Raw genomic sequence first — 25,297 nt, 5'->3', positions numbered from 1 at the left:
TGGTAGCGCCGGGCCGTGCCCGGCGGGAGCCGAGCGCAGGCTCGGCGCTACCGGGGCGCGTTGTCGCTGGGCGGTGGGCTCTGCGCCAGTTCCACCCGCGGCCGGGGCAGGTCGTGCAGCTGCATGAAGCGCGCCGCATCGACCGGCCGTCCCAGCAGGTAGCCCTGCAGGTAGTCGCAGCCCAGGCGCTCCAGGTAGGCGCGCTGGGCGGCGGTCTCCACGCCCTCGGCGACGATGTCCATGTCCAGCGCATGGCCCAGCGCCACGATCGCCGAGACGATCACCACGTCCTCTGCACTGTGTTCCAGGTCGCGCACGAACGCATGGTCGATCTTGATCTCGGTGGCCGGCAGCCGCTTCAGGTACAGCAGGCTGGAATAGCCGGTGCCGAAGTCATCGATGGAGATGCCTACGCCCAGCACCGACAGCGCCTGCAGCAGGCGCAGGCTGGTGTCGGTATCGCGCATCACCGTGCTTTCGGTGATTTCCAGCACCAGGTGGCGCGGGGCGATGTTGTGGCGTTCGATCACCGCGCGCACATCCTGCAGCAGGTGCGGCGAACTGAACTGCACCGGCGACAGGTTCACCGACATCGACCAGCCTTCGTGACCGGCATCGTGCCAGCGCCGCAGCTGCAGGCAGGCCTGGTCCAGCGCCCAGCGCCCGATCTCGTTGATCGCGCCGCTGCGCTCGGCCAGGCGGATGAACCGATCGGGCGGAATCAGGCCATGCTCCGGATGGTGCCAGCGGATCAACGCTTCGGCACCGGCCACCTTCTGCGTGGCCACGCGGATCTTGGGCTGGTAGTGCAGGAACAGCTGCTCGCTGCCGATGGCGCGGCGCAGGTCGGCCAGCAGCCGGAACTGTTGTTCGGCGCTGTCATTCATCCAGTCGGCGAACAGCACGAAGGCGTTGCGCCCGGATTCCTTGGCCTGGTACATCGCCGCGTCGGCAAAGGCCATCAGCTGCCGCTCGCTGGCGGCGTGGTCGGGGCAGATCGCCACACCGATGCTGGCGGTTACCTGCAGTTCGTTGTCCGGCAGCAGCGGTCCACTGCCGACCGCCTGCAGGATGCGCCGGGCGAGGGTTGGCAGATCCTCATCGTGCTCGATGCGCACCACCAGCACGAACTCATCGCCGCCCAGGCGCGCCAGCATGTCATGCGGGCGCAGCAGCTGGCGGGTGCGCTCGGCCACCGCCACCAGCAATGCGTCACCCGCCTGGTGGCCATAGGCATCGTTGACCTGCTTGAAGCCGTCCAGGTCCATGAACATCACCGCGAAGCGGCTGCCGCCCTGTTCGGCCTCGGCCAGTGCCTGCACGATGCGGCGCTGCAACAGCAGGCGGTTGGGCAGGCGGGTGAGCGGATCATGCAGTGCGGCCTGGGTCAGTTCCTGCTGCGCATCGGTCAACGAAGTGCTCAGCATGGAATTGCGCAGCCGCAGCAGCTGCGCCTCCACCCGCTGGTCCAGCCAGGACACCACCAGCACCACCGCGAGGATCGCGACCGTCAGCACCACTACCAGCATCGCCAGCCACTCGTTCTGCAGGCCATCGCCGACCGCCGCGCCGCAGATGCTGCCTTCCGGAAAGCGTGCGGCGGCCATGCCGGTGTAGTGCATGCCAACGATGGCCAGCCCGAGCAGGCCAGCGGCTGCCAGCCGGTCGCCGACACGGGTGCGCTGCGCGCGCAGGCGGAAGGCTACGTACAACGCGGTCCACGAAGCGGCCACCGCTACCAGTAGCGAAAAAAGCAGCCAGCCCGGGTCATAGTCGATGCCGGGTTGCATGCGCATCGCCGCCATGCCGACGTAGTGCATGCCGGCAATACCGGTACCCATCAGCAATGCCCCGCCGGCCAGGCGTGGGTGCGGCAGGGTGCGCAGCGAAACCAGCCACAGCGCGAACACCGATGAGGCGATGGCCAGGGCCAGGGAGAGCAGGGTGATCGGCAGGTCGTAACCGAGCGGAATGGGCAGGTCGAAGGCGAGCATGCCGATGAAGTGCATCGACCAGATGCCCAGGCCCATGGCGAAGCCACCACCGAGGCGCCACCACCAGGCCGCGCCCTTGCCGGGTGCGGTGACCGTGCGCCCGGCCATCGCCAGCGCGGTGTATGACGCCATCACGGCAACCAGCAACGAGATCGCCACCAGCCACGGGTTGTACGTGCCTACCAGCATTCGTCAGTCTCCCGGACCTGCCTGTCGACGGAAACCACGGTGGGGCATGCATGAGGCAGGCCGACGCAGGGCGGCGGCCACGTGCGGCATCCCCCCGGTTGCCGCGCATTCACTCTAGCGCGCAGACCCGGGGGAAGGGCAAGCAGTAAAACGTGATGATCGGGTCAGTGTGTGACCGCGTCCGCAGCCTGGAAGGCGGCATCGAACAGGCGCTGTACCGGCGGGCCCATTTCCCCGGCCAGCAGGGCCAGCAGGAACAGGCCCAGCAGCAGTGAGACCGGCAGGCCCAGCTGGATCGGATTCAGTGCCGGGGCTGCACGCGCCAGCACGCCGAAGGCCAGGTTCACCGCCAGCATCGCCACGGTCAGTGGAATGGCCAGGGTCAGTGCGCCGCGCAGCACGGTCAGCAGGAAGGTCGGAGCGATGCTGAAGAAGGCGTGCGGGTCCGGCAGCGGCGCGCCGATCGGCAGCGCCCGGTAGCTGTCCACCACCAGCGAGATCAGCGCCAGATGGCCGTTGGCAGTGAAGAACAGCAGGCCGAACAGCAGGTAGAACCACTGCCCGATCACGCCGGAGGTGCCGCCACGAAGCGGGTCGCTCATCTGCGCAAAGGCCAGGCCGGTGCCCTGGGCGATCAGTTCGCCGGCCATCGCGCCGGCCTCGAACACCAGCCGCAGCAGGAAGCCGATGGACACGCCGATGGCCAGCTCGCGGGCGATGGTCAGTACGGTGGCAGCATCGAAGCCGGTCCAGTCCGGAACCGGCGGCAGCAGCGGTGCCAACGCGATGGCAAGGGTACCGGCCAGGATCACGCGGATCCGTGCCGGCACCGCGCGGGTGCCGACCATGGGCATGGCCATGGCCACCGCGCCGATGCGCAGCATGGTCCACAGCACGGTGCCGATCATGCCGAAGGCCTGCAGGCCGTCGGCAGCCATCTGGGTGGCGGCGTCCATCGAGGCGCGTGTCCTAGCCGATCAGGTGTGGAATGCGCTGGAACAGCAGCGTGGTGAATTCAACCAGGTGGCCGATCAGGAGGCTGCCGAGCGCGAACAGCACCGCGGTCAGTGCCGCCGCCTTGGCAACGAAGGCGATGGTCGGTTCGTTGAGCTGGGTCGCGGCCTGCACCACGCCCACCACAACGCCCACCACCAGCACGGTGAGCAGCAGCGGGCCGGCCACCCACAACACGGTGATCAGGCCGCCACGCAGTTCGGTCAAGGCAAGTTCGGGAGACATTCGGGGTCCATCTGCTTGTGTGGAGTCGAGCCGCGCTCGACTGTGCTTCTGTAGAGCCGAGCCATGCCCGACTGCCTCTCAATCACGCCGGATTGAAGCTCGCCGCCAACGTACCCACGGTCAGCACCCAGCCATCCACCAGCACGAACAGCAGGATCTTGAACGGTGCCGACACCAGCATCGGCGACAGCATCATCATGCCCATCGACATCAGCACGCTGGCCACGACCAGGTCGATGATCACGAACGGGATGAAGATCAGGAAGCCGATTTCGAAGGCGGTCTTCAGTTCGCTGGTGACGAACGATGCGACCAGTACCGGGAACGGGATCGCGTCGGGGCTGGCGTAGGTGCCGTGCCCGGCGATGCCGGCGAAGGTCATCAGGTCGGTCTCCCGGATCTGCGCCAGCATGAAGCCGCGCAACGGCGTGGTGGTCAGCGTCCAGGCGGTCTGGAAGTCGATCTCGCCATTGAGGTACGGCGCCATGCCGGTGCTCCAGGCCTTGTCCCAGGTCGGCATCATCACCATCGCGGTGAGGAACAGGGCCAGGCCCAGCAGCACCTGGTTGGACGGGGTCTGCCCGGTACCCAGCGCCTGGCGCAGCAGGCCCAGCACGATGATGATGCGGGTGAACGAGGTCAGCACCAGCAACATCGACGGGATCAGGGTGATCGCCGTCATCAGCAGCAGGGTCTGCAGCGGCAGGCTGACCGGCGCACCTCCGATCTTGCCGACGTTGATGTCCGGCAGTGGCGTGGTCGGTGCGCCGGGTGCAGCGAAGGCCAGTGCCGGCAACAGGCACAGGGCGAGCATCAGCAGCCACGGCATCAGGGTGGCAAGACGGGTACGGGCGACACGCATGTCAGGGGTCCTTGCGCAGCCGCTGCTGCAGCAGCTGGGCGAAATTCGGAAGATTCTTGAAGTCCGGCACGCGCACGGGCGCGGGCGGCGGCAGCGGTTCGGGCAGGGTGTGCAGGGTGTTGATGCCGCCGGCGGTGACGCCCAGCAGCAGCTGCTGGCCGTTGACCTCGACCACCACCACGCGCTCCTTGGCACCGACACTCAGGCTGGCCACCACCTTCATGCCTTCGGCCGGGCGGAAACCACTGCCGGGCAGGCGCTTGAGCAGCCAGCCGAGGCCGATGACCAGCGCCAGCACTGCCAGCAGCGCCAGCACCGCGCCGAACAGGCTCGGTGCGGCGGCTGCGTGCTGGCCGATCTGCGGGCCGGCCGGAGCGGCGGTCTTGCCGACCGCCAGCAGGGTGGAGGCCAGCAGGCTCAACGCAGTCTCCGGATCCGCTCGCTCGGGCTGACCACATCGGTCAGGCGCACGCCGAAGCGGTCATTGATCACCACCACTTCGCCATGGGCGATCAGGGTGCCGTTGACGAACACATCCAGCGACTCGCCGGCACCACGTTCCAGTTCCACCACCGAACCCTGGTTGAGCTGCAGCAGGTTGCGGATCGGCAGGCGCGCGCGACCGACTTCCAGCGACAGCGTCACCGGTACGTCGAGGATCACGTCCAGGTTCAGGTCCGGGCCGTTCGCCTCATCGGCCTGCAGGCTGCTGAACTGGGCCGGAGTGGGTTCGAGGGCGTCGATATCGTTCATTGCGGGTCTTCCTGGATGACGGGTACGCGCGGGCGGGTGCCCGGCGGATGGGTAGCGGTGATCTTCACGGCGTTCATGCCGTTGGCGATGCCGAACTCGCCGGTGAACACCGGGATGTTCTCCACGCACACCGGCACCTGCGGGCTCAGCTCGATCGGCAGGATGTCGCCGACCTTCAGCTGGGTCAGGTCGCGCAGGGTCATGCGCTTGCTGGCCAGGACGCTGGACAGGGTGACTTCGGCGATGTTGAGCTGTTCACGCAGGGTCTTGCCCCAGCTCTCGTCGCGGTCGTTGCGGTCGCTCTGGATGCCGGCATCGAGCAGCTCGCGGATCGGCTCCAGCATCGAGTACGGCAGGGTCACGTGGATGTCGCCGCCACCGCCATCGAGCTCGACGTGCAGGCGGCACACCACCACGTACTCGCGCGGCGTCACGATGTTGGCGAAGTGCGGGTTGATCTCCGAATTGATGTATTCGAAGTCGACATCCATCACCGGTGCCCAGGCCTCGCGCAGGTCGGCGAAGGTCTGCTTCAGCAGCAGGTGGATCACCCGCATTTCGGTGGCGGTGAACTCGCGGCCTTCGATGCGGGTGGGGTAGCGCCCGTCGCCACCGAAGAAGTTGTCGACGATGGCGAACACCAGGGTCGGCTCGAACACGATCAGGCCGGTACCGCGCAGCGGCTTGAAGCGGATCAGGTTCAGGTTGGTCGGCACATACAGCGAGTGCATGTAGTCGTTGAACTTGATCAGCTCGATGCCGCGCACCGACAGCTCGGCCGAGCGGCGGATCAGGTTGAACAGGCCGATCCGCCACAGGCGCGCGAAACGCTCGTGGACCATTTCCAGGGTTGGCATGCGACCGCGGATGATGCGGTCCTGGCTGGCGAAGTCGTACGAGCGCGCTTCGCCGGACGGCGGTTCCGGATCGGTTTCGACCGCGCCACTGTCCACGCCGTGGAGCAGGGCATCGATCTCGTCCTGGGACAACAGATCATTCATCGGTGGGCCCTTACTGGGTCACGAAGCTGGTGAACAGCAGGTCGTCGGCACCATTGCTGCCGGTCTCGGCCTTGAGCACTTTCTGCACTTCGGCCAGCGACGCAGCCTGCAGCTTCTGCTTGCCGGCGACATCGGCGATCTGGTCCGGGCTGACCTGCGAGAACAGCATCAGCAGGCGTGCGCGGATGGCGGGTGCATGGGTCTTGATCGCTTCCAGCGCGGCCGGGTCGCGGGTCATCAGCTGCACTTCCAGCTGCAGGTAGCGCGGGCCATCGACCGGGCCGTTGAGGTTGACCACGAAGGCCGGGTCCAGCGCGAAATACTGGGCCGGTGCCGGGGTCGTGGTCTTCTTCGGGGCCTGCGCGGCCTTGTCTTCGTGCTTGGACTGGGTGAAGAACCAGACGCCGCCACCGGCGGCAGCGGCGGCCAGTACGGCCACCAGTGCGGTGATCAGGATCGGACTGCGCGGCTTGGCGGCCTTGTCCTTCTCGGCGGTCTTCTTGGTTTTGTCAGCGGCTGCGGCCACGGGGTGAAGCTCCTGAGGGTTGCTTCACCGGGATATGCAAGGGGTGTGCCGAAGATGGGGCCGAGGGGGGTGACGGAATTCCGTCGGGTTCCGGCGTTCCGCCGGGCATGGCCCGGCGCTACCCTGTTCTGGTGGGTGCCAACCTTGGTTGGCACGCCTGTCAGGCGTAGGCGTCCAGCAACCCGCGCTGGCGGATCAACTGTGCGGACGACACGTTGGTGTCGCCCGGCGACGGTTCTCCGTCACCGGCGGTCCCACCGTTGCCAGATGCTCCCGACGCATTGCCGTCGCCCCCCGGGGCCTGGTGGCCAACATCAGCGTGTGCCAGCTGGAAGCCCTGTTCGCCCAGCAGCTCGCGCAGGCGCGGCAGGCTGCTTTCCAGAGCCTGCCGCACGTCCACGTGCGGGCTGCTGAAGCTGGCATGCACCTTGTCGCCGTTCAACTGCAGGCGCACGTCGACCGGGCCCATATCGTCCGGGCTCAGGCGGATATGGGCGTGGCCGATTTTCTGGTCGGCCAGCCAGCCCAGGCGTGCGCCAATGGCCTGGTCGAAGCCGTCGTCACCCAGCACCGGCTTCGGTGTGGGTTCGCCATTGAAGATCGCGTTGCCGGTGGCGAGCGCCGCCTTCATGTCCTGTACGGCGGCCCCCGCCGGTGCATGCAGCAGTGGTGCACTGGTGCGGTCGCCAACGGCGGCCACGTCACTGCCTTCGCCGCGCTCGCTGCGCTTGCCGGGCAGGATCATCTCCGGCAGTGGCAGCGCGCTGGCATCGTCCGCGCTGGTCGCCGCCGGTTTGCCGTCGGCCGTCGCTGCGGTGGCCGCTGCTGGCGCGGTTGCAGGCAGTGCCGGGTTCGCGGCAGGGGCAACGGGCAGTGCGCTGCCGTCGCTGGCCTGCGACGGTGCAGCGGTGGTCGGCAGGGCAGCGGCCGGATCCACGGGCGTCGGCATCGCCAGCACCAGGCCGGCCAGACCGAGCGGCGGCCAAGGGGCGTCTTCGGTCGCGGCGGGCTTGTCCTTGTCGGTAGCGGGTGCAGCCGGGGTCACGGCAACGGGCGCTGGCGGCGGCGCTTCAGCGGTTACCGCTTCGGCGTCGCTGCGTTCGCCTGGTGCCTGGCCACTGCTGTCTGTGGTCGACGGCTGGCTCGACGTGGATGGCGACGGCGTGGTGGCGCTGCCGGCAGGGGCGGGTGCAGAGGGCGCGCCGTCCTGCAGCAGCTGGCTGAAGTCCTTTCTGCCTTCGCTGCGCGGGGCGCGCGCCGCACTGTTGCTGGTGGCCGGCGTGGCAGGGTTGGCGCTGCCGGCGAGTGAGGAGGGCATCACGAGCGACCTCCCTGCTCGGTGCCGTCCTGGTCTTCGGCCTGGACCAGGCGCGCGCGGCGCGCACCGATATCGTCCATCTCGCGCTGGTCGCGGCGGTCGGTCACCACTTTTTCCTGCGCGCGGTAGCTGGCGGCAAGCTGTTCCAGCACGGCCTTGTCACGGCTGGCCAGGATCAGCCGGGCGCGCTCGGCTTCCACCTTTTCGCGGTTGCCATTGACCGTGGCCTGCTGCTGTTCGACGGCACTGTCCAACCGGTCGAGGAAAGCGCGTCGGTTCAGCAGCTGCGCCGGGCTGGTGGCGGCCATCTGTGCGTTGGCGTACTCCTCGGCGTAGCGGCGCAGTTCGTCCAGTCGCGATAGATGGGTATCGAGCACGCGCTGGCGTTCGGCCAGGTCGCGGGCGACCGCGTCCTCGTGTTCCTGGGCCCGCTTGAGCAGGGGATCAATGCGCTTGGACTGGTTCATGGCTTAACTCTCTTGTTCCACCAGGCGCTGCAGCGCCGCCTGGCTGTGCGGGAGATCTGCGGCCTTGGCAACGTCCTGGCCGAGGAACTCCATGATTTCCGGCCAGCGTTCCAGGGCTTCGTCGGTGGCCGCGTCGTTGCCGCGCTGGTAGGCACCGATGGCGATCAGGTCACGGTTGGCCGAGTAGGCCGAGACCAGTCGCTTCAATTTGCGGATGCGCAGGCGCCACGGCTCGTCAGCGATTTCCGTGACCACACGGCTGACCGACGATTCAACGTCGATGGCCGGGTACAGGCCGCTGTCGGCCACGCGCCGCGAGAGCAGGATGTGGCCGTCGAGGATCGCGCGCGCCGCATCGGCGATCGGGTCCTGCGGATCATCGCCTTCGGTCAGCACCGTGTAGAACGCAGTGATCGAGCCACGGCCCTTGGCGCCATTGCCGGCGCGTTCGACCAGTGCCGGCAGCTTGGCGAACACCGATGGCGGGTAGCCGCGGGTGGTCGGCGGCTCGCCCACCGACAGGCCGATCTCGCGCTGCGCCTGGGCAAAGCGGGTCAGCGAGTCCATCAGCAGCAGCACGTTCAGTCCCTGGTCGCGGAACCATTCGGCGATGGCGGTAGCGCGGTAGGCACCGTGCAGGCGCGCCAGCGGCGGCCGGTCGGCGGGACTGGCCACCACCACGGCGCGGCGGAGGCCTTCCTCGCCCAGCGTGGTCTCGACGAAATCGCGCACTTCGCGGCCACGTTCACCGATCAGGCCGACCACGATCACGTCGGCGGCGGTGTAGCGGGTCATCATGCCCAGCAATGTCGACTTGCCGACGCCGGAGCCGGCGAACAGGCCGACGCGCTGGCCGCGGCCGATCGGCAGCAGGGCGTTGATCGCGCGCACGCCCACGTCCAACGGCTGGGTGATCGGTTCGCGCGCCAGTGGATTGATCGACACGCCGGCCATGCCGACATGGCCTTCGGCGCGGATCGGGCCCTTGCCGTCCAGCGGCACGCCATCGCTGTCGATGACGCGGCCAAGCAGGCCTTCGCCCACTTCCACGCCACCGCGGCGCGCCGATGGCACCACCCGCGCATTGGGCAACAGGCCATGCAGCTCGGCACTGGGCATCAGGTAAGTGCGCTCGCCGGCGAAGCCGACCACTTCGGCATCGACCCAGCCGCCGTCGACCACTTCCACCTTGCAGCTGGCCCCCAGCGGCGCCTCGCAGCCGACGGCTTCCAGGGTCAGTCCGACCGCGCGGCGCAGCACGCCTTCGCGGATCAGGCCACGGCCATGGGCGGTATCCACGCGCAGTCCATCGAGGCGACGGGCCAGGCGCAGGTTGCGGGCCATGGCCCAGTCGGCCGGTGGCGGCGTCGGCTGCGGATCGGGGTTCATGCATTGGCTCCGGTCTGGCGGATCACCGCGTCCAGCGCGCCGCGCAGGCGGGCTTCCAGGGTGCCGTCGATGCGCACGGCTTCGGCGTGCACGCGTAGATCGCCGCGGCTGAGGCTGGTGTCTGGCACCAGGCGCTGTTGTGGCGGCAGGCTCAACAGCGGGGCGAGGGCGGCGATGTCATCCGGGTGCAGTCGCACTTCGACCTCGCGGGTGCTGCCACCCACCGCGTCGATGGCCTCACCGACCAGCTGTGCCAGCAGTGCCGGGTCAGCTTCATAGGCGCGGCCGACCAGCGCACCGGCGATGCGTACCGCCAGCTCACCGAGTGCGCCGACCACTTCGTTCTCCAGCCGCACCAGGGGGCGGCTGAAGTTGTCGAGGATGCCTTCGATCTGCGCGGCGAGGCGACGCACTTCGGCCTGGCCCTGGCCGTAACCTTCGGCATGGCCGTGCTGGAAGCCTTCCTTCTCGGCGCTGTCCTGGATGGCCTGGATTTCCTCCAGGGTCGGCAGCTGCAGCGGCGGCTCCGGCTCGTGTTCCGGGTCCGGCTCAGTGAGTTCGAACGCATCCTCCTGCTCCAGCACCGGTTCGGGCTGGGCCAGCAGGTCCGGGGCAAGCCAGCGCACGACGTTGCTCACAGCATGGCCTCCGCGCTGCCACCGATGGTGACGGTGCCTTCATCGGCCATGCGCTTGACGATGGCCAGGATCTCGCGCTGTGCGCCTTCCACGTCGGACAGGCGCACCGGGCCACGGGCTTCCATGTCTTCCAGCAGGATTTCGGCCGCGCGCTGCGACATGTTGCGGGTGATCTTGTCGCGCACCTTGATGTCGGCACCGCGCAGGGCCAGGCCCAGGCGCTCGCCGCTCACTTCGCGCAGCACCAGCTGCATTTCGCGGTCATCCAGGTCGACCAGATCGTCGAACACGAACATCAGGTCCTGGATGCGGTTGCTCAACGGCGCATCGATGCGGGCGATTTCGCCCAGGATCGCCTGGTCCTGGCCGCTGTCCATGAAGTTCAGTATGTTGGCCGCGCACTGCACGCCGCCGATGTTGGACGATTTCAGGTTCTGGTTGCCGGCGAACTGGCGCTCCATGATCTCGTTGAGTTCATTGAGTGCGTTCGGCGGAATGCCGTCGAGGGTGGCGATGCGCAGCAGCACGTCCACGCGGGTACGGTCCGGCAGCAGTTTCAGCGCGTCGGCGGCCTGGTCGGTTTCCAGGTGCGCCATCACGATGGCGATGATCTGCGGGTGCTCGTTGCGCACCAGGTCGGCCACCGCACGCGGGTCCATCCACTTCAGCGCATCCAGGCCGGTGGTGTTGCGGCCGAGCAGGATGCGGTCGATCAGGTTGCCGGCCTTCTCGCTGCCCAGCGCCTGCACCAGCATGTTGCGGATGTAGTCGTCCGAGCCCACGCCCAGCGAGGTCTTCGAGCCCAGCTCCTGGCCGAACTGGTCCATCACCCGTTCCACCTGCTCGCGGGTGATGTCGGTCATGGTGGCCATGGCGATGCCGATCTTCTGCACTTCCTTGGGTTCCATGTGGCGCAGCACTTCGGCCGCATCCAGCTCACCCAGGGACAGCAGCAGCACGGCCGCGCGCTGTACGCCGGTCAGTTGTGCCTCAGTCATTGGCCACCCAGCCCTTGACCACCTGGGCCACGCGCTTGGAGTCGGTCTTCACGGCTTCACGCGCCATCCGCAGTCGTTCCTCATAAGAATCCACCGGCAGGGCCAGTGCGTCTGGTCCGGCCAGGCTGGCCCGGTCGGCGCCCAGCGCCGGCAGCGGCATGCCATCGTCATCGACCAGCTGTACGTCCGCGGTGTGCGGTTCCAGAGCCTGTTCGTCGTTCTTCTTGTTCTGGCCGGTGATCGCACGCAGTGCCGGGCGCAGCACACCGAACAGCAGCGCCAGCACCACCACCGCGCCGAGCAGCATGCGGCCGGCATCGTGCACCCACGGCAGCTCCCACCAGGCCGGCCCTTCGACCGGCGTGGTATCCCGCACGAACGGGGCATTCATCACCGACACGGTATCGCCACGCTCGGCGTTGAAGCCGACGGCCTGCTTGACCAGCGCTTCGACGCGGGTCAGTTCGGCGGCCGACAGCGGCTGCGGGCTCATCTTGCCGTTGGCGCCGGCGCGCGGCACGTTGTCCACCAGCACCGCCACCGAGACGCGCTTGATGCGGCCTGCCGGCTGGCGGGTGTGCTGCAGGGTGCGGTCCAGCTCGTAGTTGCGGGTGGCGTTCTTGCTGCTTTCGGTCGGGGTCTGCGCGGTGGCCGGTGCAGCCTGCTGGCCCGGCGGGCTGTTGCTGGTGGCACCCGGCACACCCTGCGGGCCAGGGGTGCTGGTGGTGTTCTCGCTCATCTGCTCGCTGCGCAGCTTCTGCGGCTCACCGTTGTAGAGCTCGCGGGCCTCCTCGGTCACCGAGAAATCCATGTCCACGCTCACTTCCGGGTTGACGCGGCCAGGGCCGGTCATCGGTTCCAGCAGCTCGCGGATGCGCTGGTTGAACGAGGTTTCCTGGCGGCGCACCTGCTCGAACTGGGCAGCGTTGACCGCCGCTTCGCTGTTCGGGTCGGTGATGCTGAGCATGCGCCCACTCTGGTCGACCACGGTCACCCGCTCCGGCGCGAGATCCGGGATGCTGGCCGCAACCATGTGCACGATGGCATCCACCTGGCTGCGTTCCAGCTGCTGGCCACCACGCAGTTCCAGGGTGACCGAGGCACTGGCTACGTCGCGCTGGCGGGTGAAGGCGCTGGGCTTGGGAATAGCCAGGTGCACGCGCGAATCGCGCACCGGGCGCAGCGTGTTGATGGTGCGCGACAGTTCGGTTTCCAGCGCGTGCTGATAGCGCGCGCTTTCGACGAACTGGCTCACACCGAAGCCCGGGTCGCGTTCCATCAGCTCGAAGCCGAGCTTGCCACTGTCGGTCAGGCCGGAACCGGCCAGCTTCAGGCGGGCGTCGTGCAGGTTCTTTTCCGGCACGGTGATGCCACCGGTGGCCGGGTCGAGCGCGAACGGAATCTGCGCGGCGCGCAGCAGGTCGGTGGCTTCAGCGGTGGCCTTCTGGTCCAGGCCGGTGTACAGCGGGACCATGCCCGGCTTCTGCGACCAGAAGAACACGGACAGGCCTGCCGCCACCGCCACCGCGATCATCGCCATCAGGCCCAGCCGACGGGTGATCTGCAGGCTCTGCAGGCGGTCGAACCATTGCCCGGCCTTTTCGGCGTTCAGGCTGTCCTTGGAGAGCGTCAGTGCCATGCGTCTCTATTCCTTACAGCGGCATGTTCATCACGTCCTGGTAAGCCTGGACGAGACGGTTGCGGACTTCCACGGTGGCGCGGAAGGCGATCTGGGACTGCTGCGAGGCGACCATCACCTTGGCGAGGTCGGCGCTGGGGTCGCCCATTTCGAAGGCCTTGGCGAGGGCGCCGGATTTCTGTTGCGCATCGTTGACGCCGGCAATCGCACCACGCAGGGTTTCGGTGAAGCTGGCCGGCTGGGCCTGCGGTGCATCCAGCACCGTGCCCGGCAGGGCGTTGCTGCGAGGCGTTTCGCCCAGCGGGTTGAGCGCCGGCTGTCCCATCTGGGTCTGATAGGAGCGGATCTGCGAAAGGATCGAAGTGACGGAGTGGGACATCTGCAACGGTTCCAGAAACAGGGATGGGGTTGTCTGCTGTAGCCAGTGCAAGTGCCGTGCCGAAACCGGTTTTCGATTCAGTGAAGTGAGGGTGGGGGTGTTTGGTGGCAGGGCTGCGCCCTGCACCCGCAGAGGCCACGTCAACATCAACGTCAAAATCGGGCTATCCGTGGGGTGGCGGGGTGGGTCCGGTTACGGGGGACGCCGTAAACCCGTCCTTGGGGGCTTGGCCGCGTCATCCATGCCGCGGACACCCCCGCAACCGGACCCACCCCGCCTTCGACAGTGGGCCGCGATCTGTTGGAACCTGCTGCTGATGGTGCTTCTGATGGTGCTTCTGATGATGGTGGGTGCCGACCGTTGGTCGGCACGGGGTCGGATCCCGTTGCAACGCAACCGGCTCTGACTCCGGTCGTGGCGCCGTTTAACCGGCGTCGGTTTTCTGGCCTATGGCTGCAGGGTCCATCGGCCGGAATTCTGGCGCTGGCGCGGGGCAATGGGTCCGTCGTGCTGGGTGTAGATGAAGCGACCCTGGCGGTCGCTCTGGCAGGTCAGCAGCAGGGTGTAGTGGGCGGGGCCGGCCGGGTGGGCCTCGGTCATGTGGAGTTCCGCGATATGCGGGGCCAGGCGCTGGTAGCGGTAGCTGCCGCCGATGCGCAGGTCGGTGCCGAGGATGTCGAGCACGTACTGGCTGCCGGCGAAGCTGACCTGGACCATGCGTCCGGCATTGGGGTTGTCCGGGGCGTACAGCGGGTCGCTGAGGTTGGTGAACTGGCGCTGGTCGAGCGTGGCGGGCAGGATGCAGTTGGCCGCGGTGGCCAGGGCCGGGCAGAGCAGGACGGCGAGCAGGATCAAGCGATGCATGTGGACCTCCTTGGGATGTCCTTGCCAATGCACCGCAGTTCGGCGCTGCTGTCTTTAGGAAGACTTGTAAACGCGGGAGTTTCGGCTCCCTACCGCAGGTGGCACTTTGACCCCTGCGAGTTCGTTCAGCTGGTCGGCGCGGCGTGCTCGCATTCGACGCCTCGCATGGGCTTCGGGTTAACCGTTGCCTCGGGCATTTGAGGAGCGTTCCTTCACTTCCTGCAGCCACGCTTCGAACATATCGGAAGGCAGGAGATCTTCGGTATTGGAGAAATGGAGATCGTGGCTGAACTTGACGCTCAGCTTTTCCGTAACGGCGTCGAAGTGCGCCTTCAGCTGGGTAGGGGGTTCTCGATCATGATTCTTATGAAGTTCAAGTAGGCGATCAAGATCGTCCAAGAGAAAATCCAGCAGGGCGCTGCCACGGGAATCGGAAAGGTCAAACGGCTGACCACTTCCGGCCGCGGGAGCGTCGTTCAACTGGTTGGTCCTGTAGAGGTGACCGCCAATGTCATAGAAGACGTCTGCAGATGACGTCCCATCTTCCGCTGCACCGTACAGGTAGACCCCATCCACGCGATGCTCTCCGTACTCCAGGCAAACGCTCAGCATTGATTCCAGTATTTCCTGCATGGAATCTTCGAAGGTCCCGTTCATGGCATTCCCTGGTCGAAATCACAACCCTTGAGGCTATTGCGTAACGAAGCAGAACGCATTGGGAAAAGTTGTAAATCTCAAAAACACGAACGCCCGGGCAAGCCCAGGCGTTCGTGCCCCCTTCATGCTGGTAGCGCGCTTCAGCCGGCCAGTTCGGCCTGCTCGCGTTCGATGCCGTACTTGCGCAGCTTTTCCACCAGGGTGGTGCGGCGCAGGCCGAGCAGCTGGGCGGCATGGGCGACCACGCCCTGGGTCCGTTCCAGTGCTTCGTTGATCAGGCCCAGTTCGATGTTGGCCATGTGGTTGCGCAGGTCCATGCCTTCGTCGGGCAGGGCGGCCGGTGCCGCCGGGCGATTGACGGCGATGCCGTGCTCCAGCGCCGGCTGGTTGCCGCTGCCGGGCGTGTGGAACGAGAAGCTGCGCAGGTCCAGTCGCTCTTCGCTGGTGGCGGGCTGTGCCGGCGCCGGCGTAGCGACGGCGGCCAGCGCGGCATCGCCACGGTAGCGGGCCGGCAGGTCCTGTACGCGCACCGATCCACCCGGATGCAGCACGGCCAGGCGCTCGACCAGGTTGGTCAGCTCGCGCACGTTGCCCGGCCACTCGTAGCCGGCCAGTGCCTGCAGGGCTTCCGGGGTGAAGCGCACTTCGCCACGGCCGGTTCGTGCCAGCTGTGCGGCGATGGTTTCCACCAGTGCCGGCAGGTCCTCGCGACGCTCGCGCAGCGCGGGTACTTCAATGGGGAACACGTTGAGGCGGTAGAACAGATCCTCACGGAACTTGCCTTCGGCGATGCGGGTTTCCAGATCACGGTGGGTCGCGGCCACGACACGCACGTTGCAGCGGATGGTCTGGTTGCCACCGACGCGCTCGAAGCTGCGTTCCTGCAGCACGCGCAGCAGCTTCACCTGCATCGGCAGGCTCATGTCGCCAATTTCGTCCAGCAGCAGGGTGCCGCCTTCGGCCATCTCGAAGCGGCCCTTGCGCGCGGTCAATGCGCCGGTGAAGGCACCCTTTTCGTGACCGAACAGTTCGCTTTCCAGCAGGTCGGCCGGAATGGCGCCGCAGTTGATCGCCACGAACGGGCCATCACGGCGCGGCGAGCGCTGGTGGATGGCGCGCGACACCACTTCCTTGCCGGTGCCGGATTCGCCCAGCACCAGCACGGTGGTGTCGAACGCGGCGACCTGCTCGATCATGGTGCGCAGCGCGGTGACCGCCGGGCCGTTGCCGGTCGGTCCCTGCTCCTGCGCCGCACCGGCCTGGTGCTCGGCATCCAGGCGCTTGAGGCTGGCGCGGCGCAGCAGGGCTTCCATCTGCGCGTGGCGCAGCGGCGTCTCCAGCGGCCAGATGTTGGCTTCGTGCAGGCCGTGCTGCTGCGCGAAGGCTGCGGCATCACCGTCGGCCAGCAGTACCGGCGGTGGCAGGCTGCTGCCGCCCAGCCAGTTGTAGAGTGCGGTGCTGGCGGCGTTGTCGTCCAGGCTGCCGACGATCACTGCCATCCAATCGTTCTGGCGCTGCCGGCCCAGATCGAAGTCGGCCGCGTCGGAGACCCAGCGCGGGTTGAAGTCCATGAACTCCAGCAGGGCAACGGTGCGCTCTGCACGCACGGCGTCGTTGTCCAGCACAAGGATGCGCGATTCGCTCACGACTGTTCCTCCCTGAGGCCTTCCAGGATCGGCATGACTTCCTGGATGTAGGACAGCTTGCTGACGAAATTGTCGGCACCGGCACGCAGCGCGTGCTCGCGGTGCTCGGCGTCGTCGAAGTGGCTGGCGATCACGATGTACGGTGCGTCGTCCTGCGACTTGATCAGGCGGGTGGCCTGCAGGCCGCCCATCTCAGGCATTGCCAGATCCATCAATACGACCTGCGGGCGCAACGTTTCCGAACGCTCGATCGCTTCCAGGCCGTTGCCGGCGCTGCCGACGATCTGCAGCCAGTCGATCTTGCGGAAGTGGCGCATTGCCGCGTTGATGAAGCCCTCGTGGTCATCGACCAGCAGGACGGTAAGCTTGTTCATGTCCAACATCCTTTTCAGCCCACCCGGGCCAGCTGTGGTTGCCTGGCGCCGAGCCGACGCCGTTCACGGGCCGGGGCGATGTCCAGTTGTTCCCGGTATTTTGCGACGGTTCGGCGGGCAATGTTCACCCCCTGGCGTGACAACAGGCCGGCGATCGCCTCATCGGCCAGTGGCCGACCGGCCGGTTCGGCGTCGATCAGGCGGCGGACCATGGCCTTGACCGCCTGCCCGGAGACGCTGGCGCCTTCCAGTCGGACGGCGAAGAAATGCTTCAGTTCGAAGGTGCCGCGCGGGGTCTGCAGGAACTTGCCGGTGGTGATGCGCGAGACGGTGGACTCGTGCATGCCGATTTCCTCGGCCACTTCCTTCAGGGTCAGCGGTGCCATGGCTTCCTCGCCACGCACCAGGAACGCGGCCTGGCGCTCGACGATCACCCGCGCGGTGCGCAGCAGGGTGTCGTAGCGCATCGACAGGCCGCGGCTGAACCAGCGCGCTTCCTGCAGCATCTCGCGCAGAGCCGGGGCGGCCTCACTGGTCTCTGCCAGCGCCTGTTCGTACTGGCTGTTGATGGAGACGCGGCGACTGGTGGCCGGGTTCAATGCCACCTTCCACTGGCCATCGGCGTGCCAGGCGACCACATCCGGAACCACAACGGCATTGCGTTCCGGCAGCAGGCTGTCGCCTGGGCGTGGCTGCAGCGACAGGATCAGGCGTACCGCTTCGCGCACATCGTCGATCTCGGCGTCGTGCTGGCGGGCGAGGGCGGGGTAATCATGTGCGGCCAGCGCATCGAGTGCGCCGTCCAGGATGCGCGTGGCCAGGTGGCGGGCGGGCACCGCGCCGTGAAGGCTGCGCAGCTGCGCCTGCAGGCCCTCGCGCAGGTCCTGGGCGGCCATGCCGGCCGGGTCACCGTGCAGCAGCTGCTGGCGGATGGCTTCGACGCCGTCGGCGTCGATGTCGAACTGGGCGCTGGCCAGCAGCTGCAGCTGGCCCAGTGGCGCCTGCAGGTAGCCAGCCTCGTCGCAGTGGTCCAGCCAGAATGCGGCCACTGCCAGCTGGCGGTCATCCATGTCCAGCGACAGACGCTGCAGCACGCGCAGCTGCGGGTCGGTCGATTCGCCGGCGGCGATGCGCGCCATGCGGTCGTCGTCGCCGTCCTGCCAGCTGGCGCCGGCCACGTCCCACATCGACGACTCGGGCAGCTCGTCGAACGCGGCGGTTTCCAGCGTCGCGGTGGCAACGTCGGTGGCGTCGGCGGCCGGTGCTTCGGGCTCTTCGATTTCCAGCAGGGGATTGGAGTCCAGCAGGCGCTGGATTTCCTGTTCCAGGTGCAGGCCATCAAGCTGCAGCAGCCGGATCGACTGCAGCAGCTGCGGGGTGAGGTGAAGTTGTTGGCCCAGCTGGGTCGAGAGTGCAGCCTTCATCGTGGTTCCCCGGCGCCGCTCCCCGGCGCCTTGTGGAACGCATCTTGCTTTTGATCCGGCGGGGGCGGAATCGGGGGGTTCCTGAGGAGCTTCGTGAATTTCCTGACGGCGTGTGGGGATATTCCCTACAGTGGCGCGGAATGTTGACGATGATCGCTGCTAAGTTGCTGATTTCCGGTGCAAGGCCGGGATTGATCGGGCTGCACCGTGTACGGATTCCTGTCGGGGAGTGTCGGGTTGACGGGAATTCGACGCCGGGTGCGGGTTGGCTGCGTCGGCTGTCGATAGAGACGATCACCGGTAGAGTCGACTGTCAGTCGACTGCTCTCCGATCAGACCAGGGAAAAGTCCCGCGCTCCGCGCGCAAGTCGACTGACAGTCGACTCTACCAACAGCCCACTCTACCGAGCCATCGCTTGGTCACGCCGAGGCTGGCGCTTACTCCAGCTCGTGCTGATGGCGCGCGGCCAGCAGCAGCAGATCGTTGGCGCGACGGCAGCCCAGTGACTCCATCATGCGTGCGCGGTGGGTTTCCACTGTCTTGACGCTGATGCCGAGGTCGGCGGCGATTTCCTTGTTGCTCTCGCCCTTGCCGATGCGGCGCAGGATCTCGCGCTGGCGCGGCGACAGTGCGGCGATGCCGGTGGGTTTCTCGCGCCCGAGCATCGGTGCCAGCATCTTGGCGGAGATCTGCGGGCTCAGGAACACCTGGCCGGCACGCGCCGCGCGAAGCGCCAGCTCCAGTTCCTGCGGTGCCGCATCCTTGACCACGAACCCGACCGCGCCGCGGTCGAGGGCATCGCGCACGTGCGCGGCGTCGTCGTGCATGGTCATCATCACAACCCGGGTACCGGGCGCGCGCAGCCGGATATCGCTGAGCGCTTCCAGACCCGTACGGCCAGGCAATGACAGGTCCATCAGGACCACGTCCGGGGCGTGCTGCAGGGCCAGCTGCAGCGCCTGTTCGGCGTTGCTGGCCTCTGCAACCAGCTGCACGTCGGCAAACCCCTGCAGCAGCCGCGCCAGGCCGGCGCGGACCAGGGTGTGATCGTCGACGATGAGAACTCGCACAGGCACGCAGCATGTCCGTGTAGGGGAGTCCACCTTAACTTAGCTGAACGGGCGCGCCAAGGCTTGCCCGCCAAGCGTGATGGTGGCAGGTTTCAGCGCGCCCGGCGTGCCTCGGCCACCTGACGCCGGTGCAGGCGGAACAGGTGGCGCTCCATGGCCATTTCCAGGCCATCGCCAAGGCGCTGGAAGCGCAGCCACAGATAGTGGCCGCCGCCGCCATCGGCCGCTTCGGCAATCACTTCCACCGGCAGGTCGATATGGTCGGGCAGCCAATCACTGGGCTGCAGACGGACCAGGCCCGCCTGGCCGGGGCTGGCGCCACTGCGCGGGCCCAGTTGCAGGCGGATGCCACGGCGCGACCAGCGCACCGGGCGCAGGGTCAGTTCCTGGCCCTGCTGGCGGACCAGGCGGCCAAGCAACACCATCGCCAGATCCAGCTTCGCCTCCAGCCGCTGCAATTGCAGGCTGGCTTCATTGCGGTCGTCATGCTCGTCAACGCGGCTGTCTTCAACCAGCGCCAGGCTGCGCAGCAGGCCCTCGGCACTGCCGGTACGGCCGGTGCCACTGCCTGCCTGGAATTCGGCGGGCAGTGCCAGCTCGCAGCTGAGCGTTTCGTCGAACAGCTCGCTTTCGGCGGGATGGTGCAGCGACGTTGTCGGCAGTTGGGTCATGCCAGCGATTCTGCCTGCAGGTAGGCATGGGCCGCGCGAAGAGAGCGCTGGCCGTCATTCATCAGTGCTGCCACCGCATCGCGACGCTGGCGCAGCAGGCCCAGCAGGTTCTGCTGGCGTTCGAACAGCGCACTGAGTGGTGCGTGGTCGTCCGAGGTCAGCGGCTGGCTGAGCAGGGCATGCAGCGTGCTGTCGTGACCGTCTAGCAGGCTGTCGGCCTGGTCGAGGGCGTCTTCGCCCAGGGCCTTTTCGAAGGCGTCCAGCTGGGCGTGCAGTTCGTGCAGGCTCATGGGGCCACCGCAGCCGGGCGGCGCTGTTCCATCGGGATCGCATTCCAGGCGCTGTCGATCTCGCCCAGCAACTGCAGGGATTCATCGAGGGCGGCACGGTCGTTGTGCAGGTTGGCCTCGGTCAGGCGCTGCAGCACGTAGTCGTAGAGTGCCGACAGGTTCCCGGCGATTTCACCGCCAGCCTCATGATCCAGCGAGCCATTGAGGTGGCCGACGATCGCGCAGACCTCGCCGATCGCCTTGCCCTTGCCGGCCTGGTCGCCACGCTCGAGGCTGGCCAGGGCGCGCCGCACGCGCTCCAGCGCGCCGGCCAGCAGCATCGCCACCAGCTTGTGCGGATCGGCATCGGCGACCGCACTGGTCACTCCCACCTGGCGGTACTGCTCGGCATATTGACGGCTGGAACCGTACATTCGTGATTCTCCTTGCGCGGGGTGCCGCCGGACGGTCGTGGGGACCGCTGCCGGCGGTGCGGCGTTGATTGCTGTTGCGTCCGTTATCGGTGCGTTACACGCCAAACTTGAGCGTTGCACGCCGTCCTTTAGCGGTTCAGCTGTGCCAGCTGCTGCTGCAGCGACGTATTGCTCTGCTGCAGCTTGCCCATCAGGCTGTCCAGTGCGATGAACTGCTTCTTGTAGCGCTCCTCCACGTTCTTCATGCGCGTGTCGAGGTCCTTGCGGCGCTTGTCGATGTTGTCCAGCGTGGTGTTGAGGCCCTTGGTGCGGGCGACGAAGGCACCTTCCTTGCCGACCGTGGTACTGACGTAGCCGTCGACCATGGTGTACAGCGTGCCGGCACCGCCGGTGTCGCCGGTGATTGCCGAGCGGATCTTCTCGGGCTGACTGGCCAGCGCGGCGGCAAACTTGGTGGCGTCCAGCACCAGGCTGCCGTCGGCGTTGGGGTAGCCACGCGTCTGCAGTCCCAGCGTTTTCGGGTCCAGGCCATCGGCGGACAGTTCCTTCAGCACGCCCGACATCACCGAGCGCAACTGGCTGGAGGCACCACGCATCTGCGCGTCGCCGGTCAGCGTGGCGGCTTCCTTGGTCTTGGCGTCGTACTTGGTCTCGGTGTTGATCGCCGCGATTGCTGCGTTGTAGGCGGTCACGAACTCCTGCATCACCTTGGTGGCTGCAGTGGTATCGGTGCTGATCACGACGGTGCTCTTGCCCTTGACCTTGAGGTTCAGGGTCAACCCCGGCACGGCGTCGGCCACGGTGTTGCTGGCGCTGACCACCGTGACGCCATCGATGGTCAGCTCGGCATCGGCTGCCGCGGTGTTTTCCTGGAGGCTGCCCACCAGTGCGGTCAGTTTCGGGTCGCTGCCGCCGTATTCGAGCTTGATGGCATTGGCGGCGCCGGTCTTTTCCTGGGCAATCGACAGGTACTGGTTGTCGCCCGAGGCGATCAGGGTCGCCTGCACGCCTTCCTTGCGGCCTGCGGCGTCGATCTTGTTGCGCACGGTGGTCAGCGTATCGCCGGCTTCCACCTCGACCTTCATCGTCTTTGCCTTGTCGCCGACGCCAACGGTCAGCGTCAAGGTTCCGGCGCCGAAGGTGTCGGTCTTCCCTACCGAGGTATTGGCAATCAGCTTGTGTGCGGTGGCAAGGGATTTCACCTCCACCTGGTGGGTGCCATTGGAGGCCGCTGCCTTGGTCGTGCCCAGGTCGTACAGTGCCACCGAGGCCGTCAGCACGTCGTCGGTGTTGGCCGGTTGCGCCTTGCCGGTGGCGGTCACGGTGCGGGTATCGAAGGCGGTGGTGGCCTTCAGTGCGGTCAGCGCGGTCTTCAGCTTGTCGAAGGCTGAAGTGACAGTGCCGATCGACGACAGCTGCATCTTGGCCTTGGACTGCTGCAGGTTCAGCGCGTTGTCGGCGGGCTTGCGGTCGGCTGCGACCAGCTGGTTGACGATGTCCGAGATGTTGAGCCCCGAGCCAATGCCACCGTATCCAAAGCTTGCCATGTGATTCTCCTGGTATCCGGGCCTGGCCGTCGTGCGGTGGCCCGTCGTCAACGAAAATAGCGGCCTGCGCCGCTGGGTCTTGAGGACTTCGTTGATGCACGTGCCGTGCCAATGGTCTGGCGCAGGTTCTGGCACGCGGGTTGCAGGAAGGCTGGGGCAGGGTGCGGGTAGGTTCACCGCGGGCTGCCGGGAGTCTGCAAAAAGCCCTCCCCCAATGCAGGGGAGGGATCAGGCTACTGACAATCGGGGGGAGACGAAGCCGCCCGGTACGTACAGTCAAAGGTACAGCGCTGAAAGAGAGGTCCGCAGGAGCGGGCGATGCCAAGCCGGTTCGGGAGCGATCCCGGGCCGGGCATGGCCCGCGCCTTCGTGCACCGTGGCTTCCGGGTTGCCGCTACCGTCGGTTCGATCCGACGGTAGCGGCGCCTTCTTGCCGTGGATCAGCGCAGCAGGCTGAGCACGCCCTGCGGCACCTGGTTGGCCTGGGCCAGCATGGCCGTACCGGCCTGCTGCAGGATCTGGGTGCGGGTCAGCTCTGCGGTTTCCTTGGCGAAGTCGGTGTCCTTGATGCGGCTGCGCGACGCCGACAGGTTTTCCGACGAGGTCTGCAGATTGGCCACGACCGAGGTGAAGCGGTTCTGGATCGCGCCGAGGTCGGCACGGGTGCTGTTGATCGCACCCAGGGCCTTGTCGACCACTTCCATCGCCTGCTGTGCACCAAGCACCGTGCTCACGTCCAGCTTCTGCACGTTGGCGGCGGTGGCGGTGCCAGCGGTGTAAGCACCGGCTGCGGTCTTCGCGCTCCACACGCCGGTCGCGGCGGTCAGATCGCTGCGCTCAAGCGCGATGTCGGCAGCGACGACGGCCTTGCCTTCCTTCACCGAGGTCAGTTTCATCGAGCCGTCGGCATTCGCCTCGGCATAGAGGCCGGCTTCGCCGATCTTTGCGTTGATCGCCGTGGCGACAGCCTTGGACGCGTCGGCAGTGGTGGCGCCGGCCTTGATCTCGACGGTGCCGATGTCCACGCCCATTACCTTGCCGGTAATGCGCGAGCCGTCGGTACTGGCGGCCAGTACGTCAGTTGCACCGCTTGCGAAGGTCGAGGTGCCGAGCGAACCCGCTTTCGCATCGATGGTCTTGTCGATGGCGATGGCCTGGCCGGCATTGGCGCCGACCTGGAACAGCTGGCTGGAGAACGTGCCGTCCAGCAGCTTGGTGCCGTTGAAGTCCGACTGCTTGGCGACGCGGTCGATTTCCGAGACCAGCTGGGTCACTTCGGCCTGCAGCGCCTTGCGGTCGCTGGCCGAGTTGGTGGCGTTGGAGGCCTGCACCGACAGCTCGCGGACGCGCTGCAGATTGTTGCCGATTTCGGTCAGCGAACCTTCGGCGACCTGGGCCAGCGAGATGCCGTCGTTGGCATTGCGGATGGCAACGTCGGTACCGCGGATCTGCGTGCCGAAGCGCTCGGAGATCGCCAGGCCGGCGGCGTCGTCCTTGGCGCTGTTGATGCGCGAACCGGAGGACAGGCGCTGGATGGTGGTGGCCAGCGAGCTGCCGCTGGTGCTCAGGTTGCGCTGAGCATTCAACGACATCGTATTGGTGTTGATGACTTGTGCCATGGTGCTTTTCCTTTGGCGAAGGTGGAACGTATTTCAGGATCCGGGCGCCGCGTCATGCGGCGCCCGGAGGTCGATCAGCGAGCGGATCAGCGCAGCAGGCTGAGCACGCCCTGCGGCACCTGGTTGGCCTGGGCCAGCATGGCCGTACCGGCCTGCTGCAGGATCTGGGTGCGGGTCAGCTCTGCGGTTTCCTTGGCGAAGTCGGTATCCTTGATGCGGCTGCGCGAAGCCGACAGGTTCTCCGACGAGGTCTGCAGGTTGGCCACGACCGAGGTGAAGCGGTTCTGGATCGCGCCGAGGTCGGCGCGGGTGCTGTTGATCGCACCCAGGGCCTTGTCGACCACTTCCATTGCCTGCTGTGCACCCTTCACGGTGGACACGTCGATCTTGTCGGCGAACTGCTTGCCCGGGACCGGGGTTGCCGCGGCGAAGCCGGCCAGCGAGCTGCCGATGGCAGTGAAAGCGCCCGCGTTGTTCACGCTGTCCTTGACCGAGGTCAGGGTCAGTGCGCCGGCGGCATCGGTTTCGGCCAGCACGCCGGTTTCGCCGATCTTGGCGTTGATGGCGGCAGCGACGGCCTTGCCGTTTGCAGCGGTGTTGGCGGCAGCGTCACCGACGCTCTTGACCGTCATGGCGCCGAAGTTGAAGACGGTGCCCTTGCTGTCGGTGATGGTGAACGCACCCACTGCGGTGTCGGTGTCAGCGGTACCGGCGATTGCGGTTGCGGTACCGCTGGAGAACTGTGCACCACCCAGGGCGTTGGCCTTGGCATCGATGGTCTTGTCGATGGCGATGGCCTGGCCGGCATTGGCGCCTACCTGGAACAGCTGGCTGGAGAACGTGCCGTCCAGCAGCTTGGTGCCGTTGAAGTCCGACTGCTTGGCGACGCGGTCGATTTCCGAGACCAGCTGGGTCACTTCAGCCTGCAGCGCCTTGCGGTCGCTGGCCGAGTTGGTGGCGTTGGACGCCTGCACCGACAGCTCGCGGACGCGCTGCAGGTTGTTGCCGATTTCGGTCAGCGAACCTTCGGCGACCTGGGCCAGCGAGATGCCGTCGTTGGCATTGCGGATGGCGACGTCGGTACCGCGGATCTGCGTGCCGAAGCGCTCGGAGATCGCCAGACCGGCGGCGTCGTCCTTGGCGCTGTTGATGCGCGAACCGGAGGACAGGCGCTGGATGGTGGTGGCCAGCGAGCTGCCGCTGGTGCTCAGGTTACGCTGAGCATTCAACGACATCGTATTGGTGTTGATGACTTGTGCCATGAGGAGAGGTCCTTGAGCGGTTGCACGTGAGTTGGGTTAGACGCCCCCGACGTGCCCCGGGGGCGGC

The 25,297-nt window shown here is 66.9% G+C and carries 27 protein-coding genes; all 27 read right to left on the bottom strand.

From position 1 onward, the window contains the following. Positions 1–47: 47 nt before the first annotated feature. A complete protein-coding gene (locus tag AC5P5R_RS19180) occupies positions 48–2,183 on the bottom strand; it encodes a putative bifunctional diguanylate cyclase/phosphodiesterase (protein WP_100438505.1) in 2,136 nt (711 codons plus the stop codon). A gap of 164 nt (positions 2,184–2,347) precedes the next feature. Continuing rightward, positions 2,348–3,139, bottom strand: coding sequence for a flagellar biosynthetic protein FliR (gene fliR / locus AC5P5R_RS19175; protein WP_005409539.1), 792 nt, complete (start codon positions 3,137–3,139; stop codon positions 2,348–2,350). Positions 3,140–3,152: 13 nt separating this feature from the next. Further along, a complete protein-coding gene (locus tag AC5P5R_RS19170; protein ID WP_005413254.1) occupies positions 3,153–3,422 on the bottom strand; it encodes a flagellar biosynthetic protein FliQ in 270 nt (89 codons plus the stop codon). A gap of 82 nt (positions 3,423–3,504) precedes the next feature. Continuing rightward, a complete protein-coding gene (fliP, locus tag AC5P5R_RS19165) occupies positions 3,505–4,284 on the bottom strand; it encodes a flagellar type III secretion system pore protein FliP (RefSeq protein WP_049404621.1) in 780 nt (259 codons plus the stop codon). Between the two features lies 1 nt (position 4,285). After that, complete coding sequence (fliO, locus tag AC5P5R_RS19160) at positions 4,286–4,705, bottom strand: flagellar biosynthetic protein FliO (RefSeq protein ID WP_005409542.1); 420 nt, start codon at positions 4,703–4,705, stop codon at positions 4,286–4,288. Continuing rightward, a complete protein-coding gene (gene fliN, locus AC5P5R_RS19155; RefSeq protein ID WP_005409543.1) occupies positions 4,702–5,037 on the bottom strand; it encodes a flagellar motor switch protein FliN in 336 nt (111 codons plus the stop codon). The genes fliO and fliN overlap by 4 nt, the downstream gene beginning before the upstream one ends. Further along, positions 5,034–6,038, bottom strand: coding sequence for a flagellar motor switch protein FliM (gene fliM / locus AC5P5R_RS19150; protein ID WP_005409544.1), 1,005 nt, complete (start codon positions 6,036–6,038; stop codon positions 5,034–5,036). The genes fliN and fliM overlap by 4 nt, the downstream gene beginning before the upstream one ends. Positions 6,039–6,048: 10 nt before the next feature. Continuing rightward, positions 6,049–6,564 carry a flagellar basal body-associated FliL family protein gene (locus tag AC5P5R_RS19145; RefSeq protein ID WP_012480107.1) on the bottom strand — a complete coding sequence of 172 codons (516 nt, stop codon included), beginning with the start codon at positions 6,562–6,564 and terminating at the stop codon, positions 6,049–6,051. Positions 6,565–6,724: 160 nt separating this feature from the next. Next, a complete protein-coding gene (locus tag AC5P5R_RS19140) occupies positions 6,725–7,882 on the bottom strand; it encodes a flagellar hook-length control protein FliK (protein ID WP_100438506.1) in 1,158 nt (385 codons plus the stop codon). Then, complete coding sequence (gene fliJ, locus AC5P5R_RS19135) at positions 7,882–8,349, bottom strand: flagellar export protein FliJ (protein WP_005413256.1); 468 nt, start codon at positions 8,347–8,349, stop codon at positions 7,882–7,884. Before fliJ ends, AC5P5R_RS19140 begins: the two co-directional genes overlap by 1 nt. A gap of 3 nt (positions 8,350–8,352) precedes the next feature. Continuing rightward, positions 8,353–9,738 (bottom strand): FliI/YscN family ATPase, encoded by a 1,386-nt coding sequence (locus AC5P5R_RS19130; RefSeq protein WP_005413257.1) that lies wholly within the window; start codon positions 9,736–9,738, stop codon positions 8,353–8,355. Continuing rightward, positions 9,735–10,376: a FliH/SctL family protein gene (locus AC5P5R_RS19125; RefSeq protein WP_005409549.1), complete on the bottom strand. Its 642-nt coding sequence runs from the start codon at positions 10,374–10,376 to the stop codon at positions 9,735–9,737. Before AC5P5R_RS19125 ends, AC5P5R_RS19130 begins: the two co-directional genes overlap by 4 nt. Beyond that, the gene (fliG, locus tag AC5P5R_RS19120) at positions 10,373–11,359 is read right to left on the bottom strand and encodes a flagellar motor switch protein FliG (RefSeq protein ID WP_024958226.1); all 987 of its coding nucleotides are present in this window, start codon (positions 11,357–11,359) and stop codon (positions 10,373–10,375) included. The genes AC5P5R_RS19125 and fliG overlap by 4 nt, the downstream gene beginning before the upstream one ends. Before the next feature lie 7 nt (positions 11,360–11,366). Further along, positions 11,367–13,013 (bottom strand): flagellar basal-body MS-ring/collar protein FliF, encoded by a 1,647-nt coding sequence (fliF, locus tag AC5P5R_RS19115; RefSeq protein ID WP_099497310.1) that lies wholly within the window; start codon positions 13,011–13,013, stop codon positions 11,367–11,369. A gap of 13 nt (positions 13,014–13,026) precedes the next feature. Next, the gene (gene fliE, locus AC5P5R_RS19110) at positions 13,027–13,392 is read right to left on the bottom strand and encodes a flagellar hook-basal body complex protein FliE (RefSeq protein WP_005409552.1); all 366 of its coding nucleotides are present in this window, start codon (positions 13,390–13,392) and stop codon (positions 13,027–13,029) included. A 447-nt stretch (positions 13,393–13,839) separates the two neighbouring features. Beyond that, positions 13,840–14,256 carry a hypothetical protein gene (locus tag AC5P5R_RS19105; RefSeq protein WP_044570072.1) on the bottom strand — a complete coding sequence of 139 codons (417 nt, stop codon included), beginning with the start codon at positions 14,254–14,256 and terminating at the stop codon, positions 13,840–13,842. Positions 14,257–14,433: 177 nt separating this feature from the next. Next, positions 14,434–14,913, bottom strand: a complete 480-nt coding sequence (locus AC5P5R_RS19100; protein ID WP_012480112.1) for a hypothetical protein — start codon at positions 14,911–14,913, stop codon at positions 14,434–14,436. Between the two features lie 140 nt (positions 14,914–15,053). Continuing rightward, positions 15,054–16,559, bottom strand: a complete 1,506-nt coding sequence (locus tag AC5P5R_RS19095; RefSeq protein WP_033833133.1) for a sigma-54 dependent transcriptional regulator — start codon at positions 16,557–16,559, stop codon at positions 15,054–15,056. Next, a complete protein-coding gene (locus AC5P5R_RS19090) occupies positions 16,556–16,933 on the bottom strand; it encodes a response regulator (protein ID WP_005409556.1) in 378 nt (125 codons plus the stop codon). Before AC5P5R_RS19090 ends, AC5P5R_RS19095 begins: the two co-directional genes overlap by 4 nt. Positions 16,934–16,947: 14 nt before the next feature. Then, on the bottom strand, positions 16,948–18,357 hold the full coding sequence (gene rpoN, locus AC5P5R_RS19085; protein WP_005409557.1) for an RNA polymerase factor sigma-54: 1,410 nt from the start codon (positions 18,355–18,357) through the stop codon (positions 16,948–16,950). A gap of 438 nt (positions 18,358–18,795) precedes the next feature. Beyond that, entirely contained in the window at positions 18,796–19,428 is a 633-nt protein-coding gene (locus AC5P5R_RS19080) for a response regulator (protein WP_495226429.1), read from the bottom strand. A 92-nt stretch (positions 19,429–19,520) separates the two neighbouring features. Then, complete coding sequence (locus AC5P5R_RS19075; RefSeq protein ID WP_005413262.1) at positions 19,521–20,099, bottom strand: PilZ domain-containing protein; 579 nt, start codon at positions 20,097–20,099, stop codon at positions 19,521–19,523. Beyond that, a complete protein-coding gene (locus tag AC5P5R_RS19070) occupies positions 20,096–20,389 on the bottom strand; it encodes a hypothetical protein (RefSeq protein WP_005413263.1) in 294 nt (97 codons plus the stop codon). The genes AC5P5R_RS19075 and AC5P5R_RS19070 overlap by 4 nt, the downstream gene beginning before the upstream one ends. Then, positions 20,386–20,802 carry a flagellar export chaperone FliS gene (gene fliS / locus AC5P5R_RS19065; RefSeq protein WP_049448908.1) on the bottom strand — a complete coding sequence of 139 codons (417 nt, stop codon included), beginning with the start codon at positions 20,800–20,802 and terminating at the stop codon, positions 20,386–20,388. Before fliS ends, AC5P5R_RS19070 begins: the two co-directional genes overlap by 4 nt. 128 nt (positions 20,803–20,930) lie before the next feature. Further along, positions 20,931–22,349, bottom strand: a complete 1,419-nt coding sequence (gene fliD, locus AC5P5R_RS19060) for a flagellar filament capping protein FliD (protein ID WP_043033573.1) — start codon at positions 22,347–22,349, stop codon at positions 20,931–20,933. Positions 22,350–22,789: 440 nt separating this feature from the next. Continuing rightward, entirely contained in the window at positions 22,790–23,968 is a 1,179-nt protein-coding gene (locus AC5P5R_RS19055; RefSeq protein ID WP_005413265.1) for a flagellin, read from the bottom strand. Positions 23,969–24,054: 86 nt separating this feature from the next. Beyond that, positions 24,055–25,230, bottom strand: coding sequence for a flagellin (locus tag AC5P5R_RS19050; RefSeq protein ID WP_099473109.1), 1,176 nt, complete (start codon positions 25,228–25,230; stop codon positions 24,055–24,057). Positions 25,231–25,297: the final 67 nt, after the last annotated feature.

This window comes from Stenotrophomonas sp. YJH_SMC_19 (genome assembly GCF_059367915.1).
Note: the sequence above shows the minus strand (reverse complement) of the source record. Positions and strands in the feature narration are given on the sequence as shown.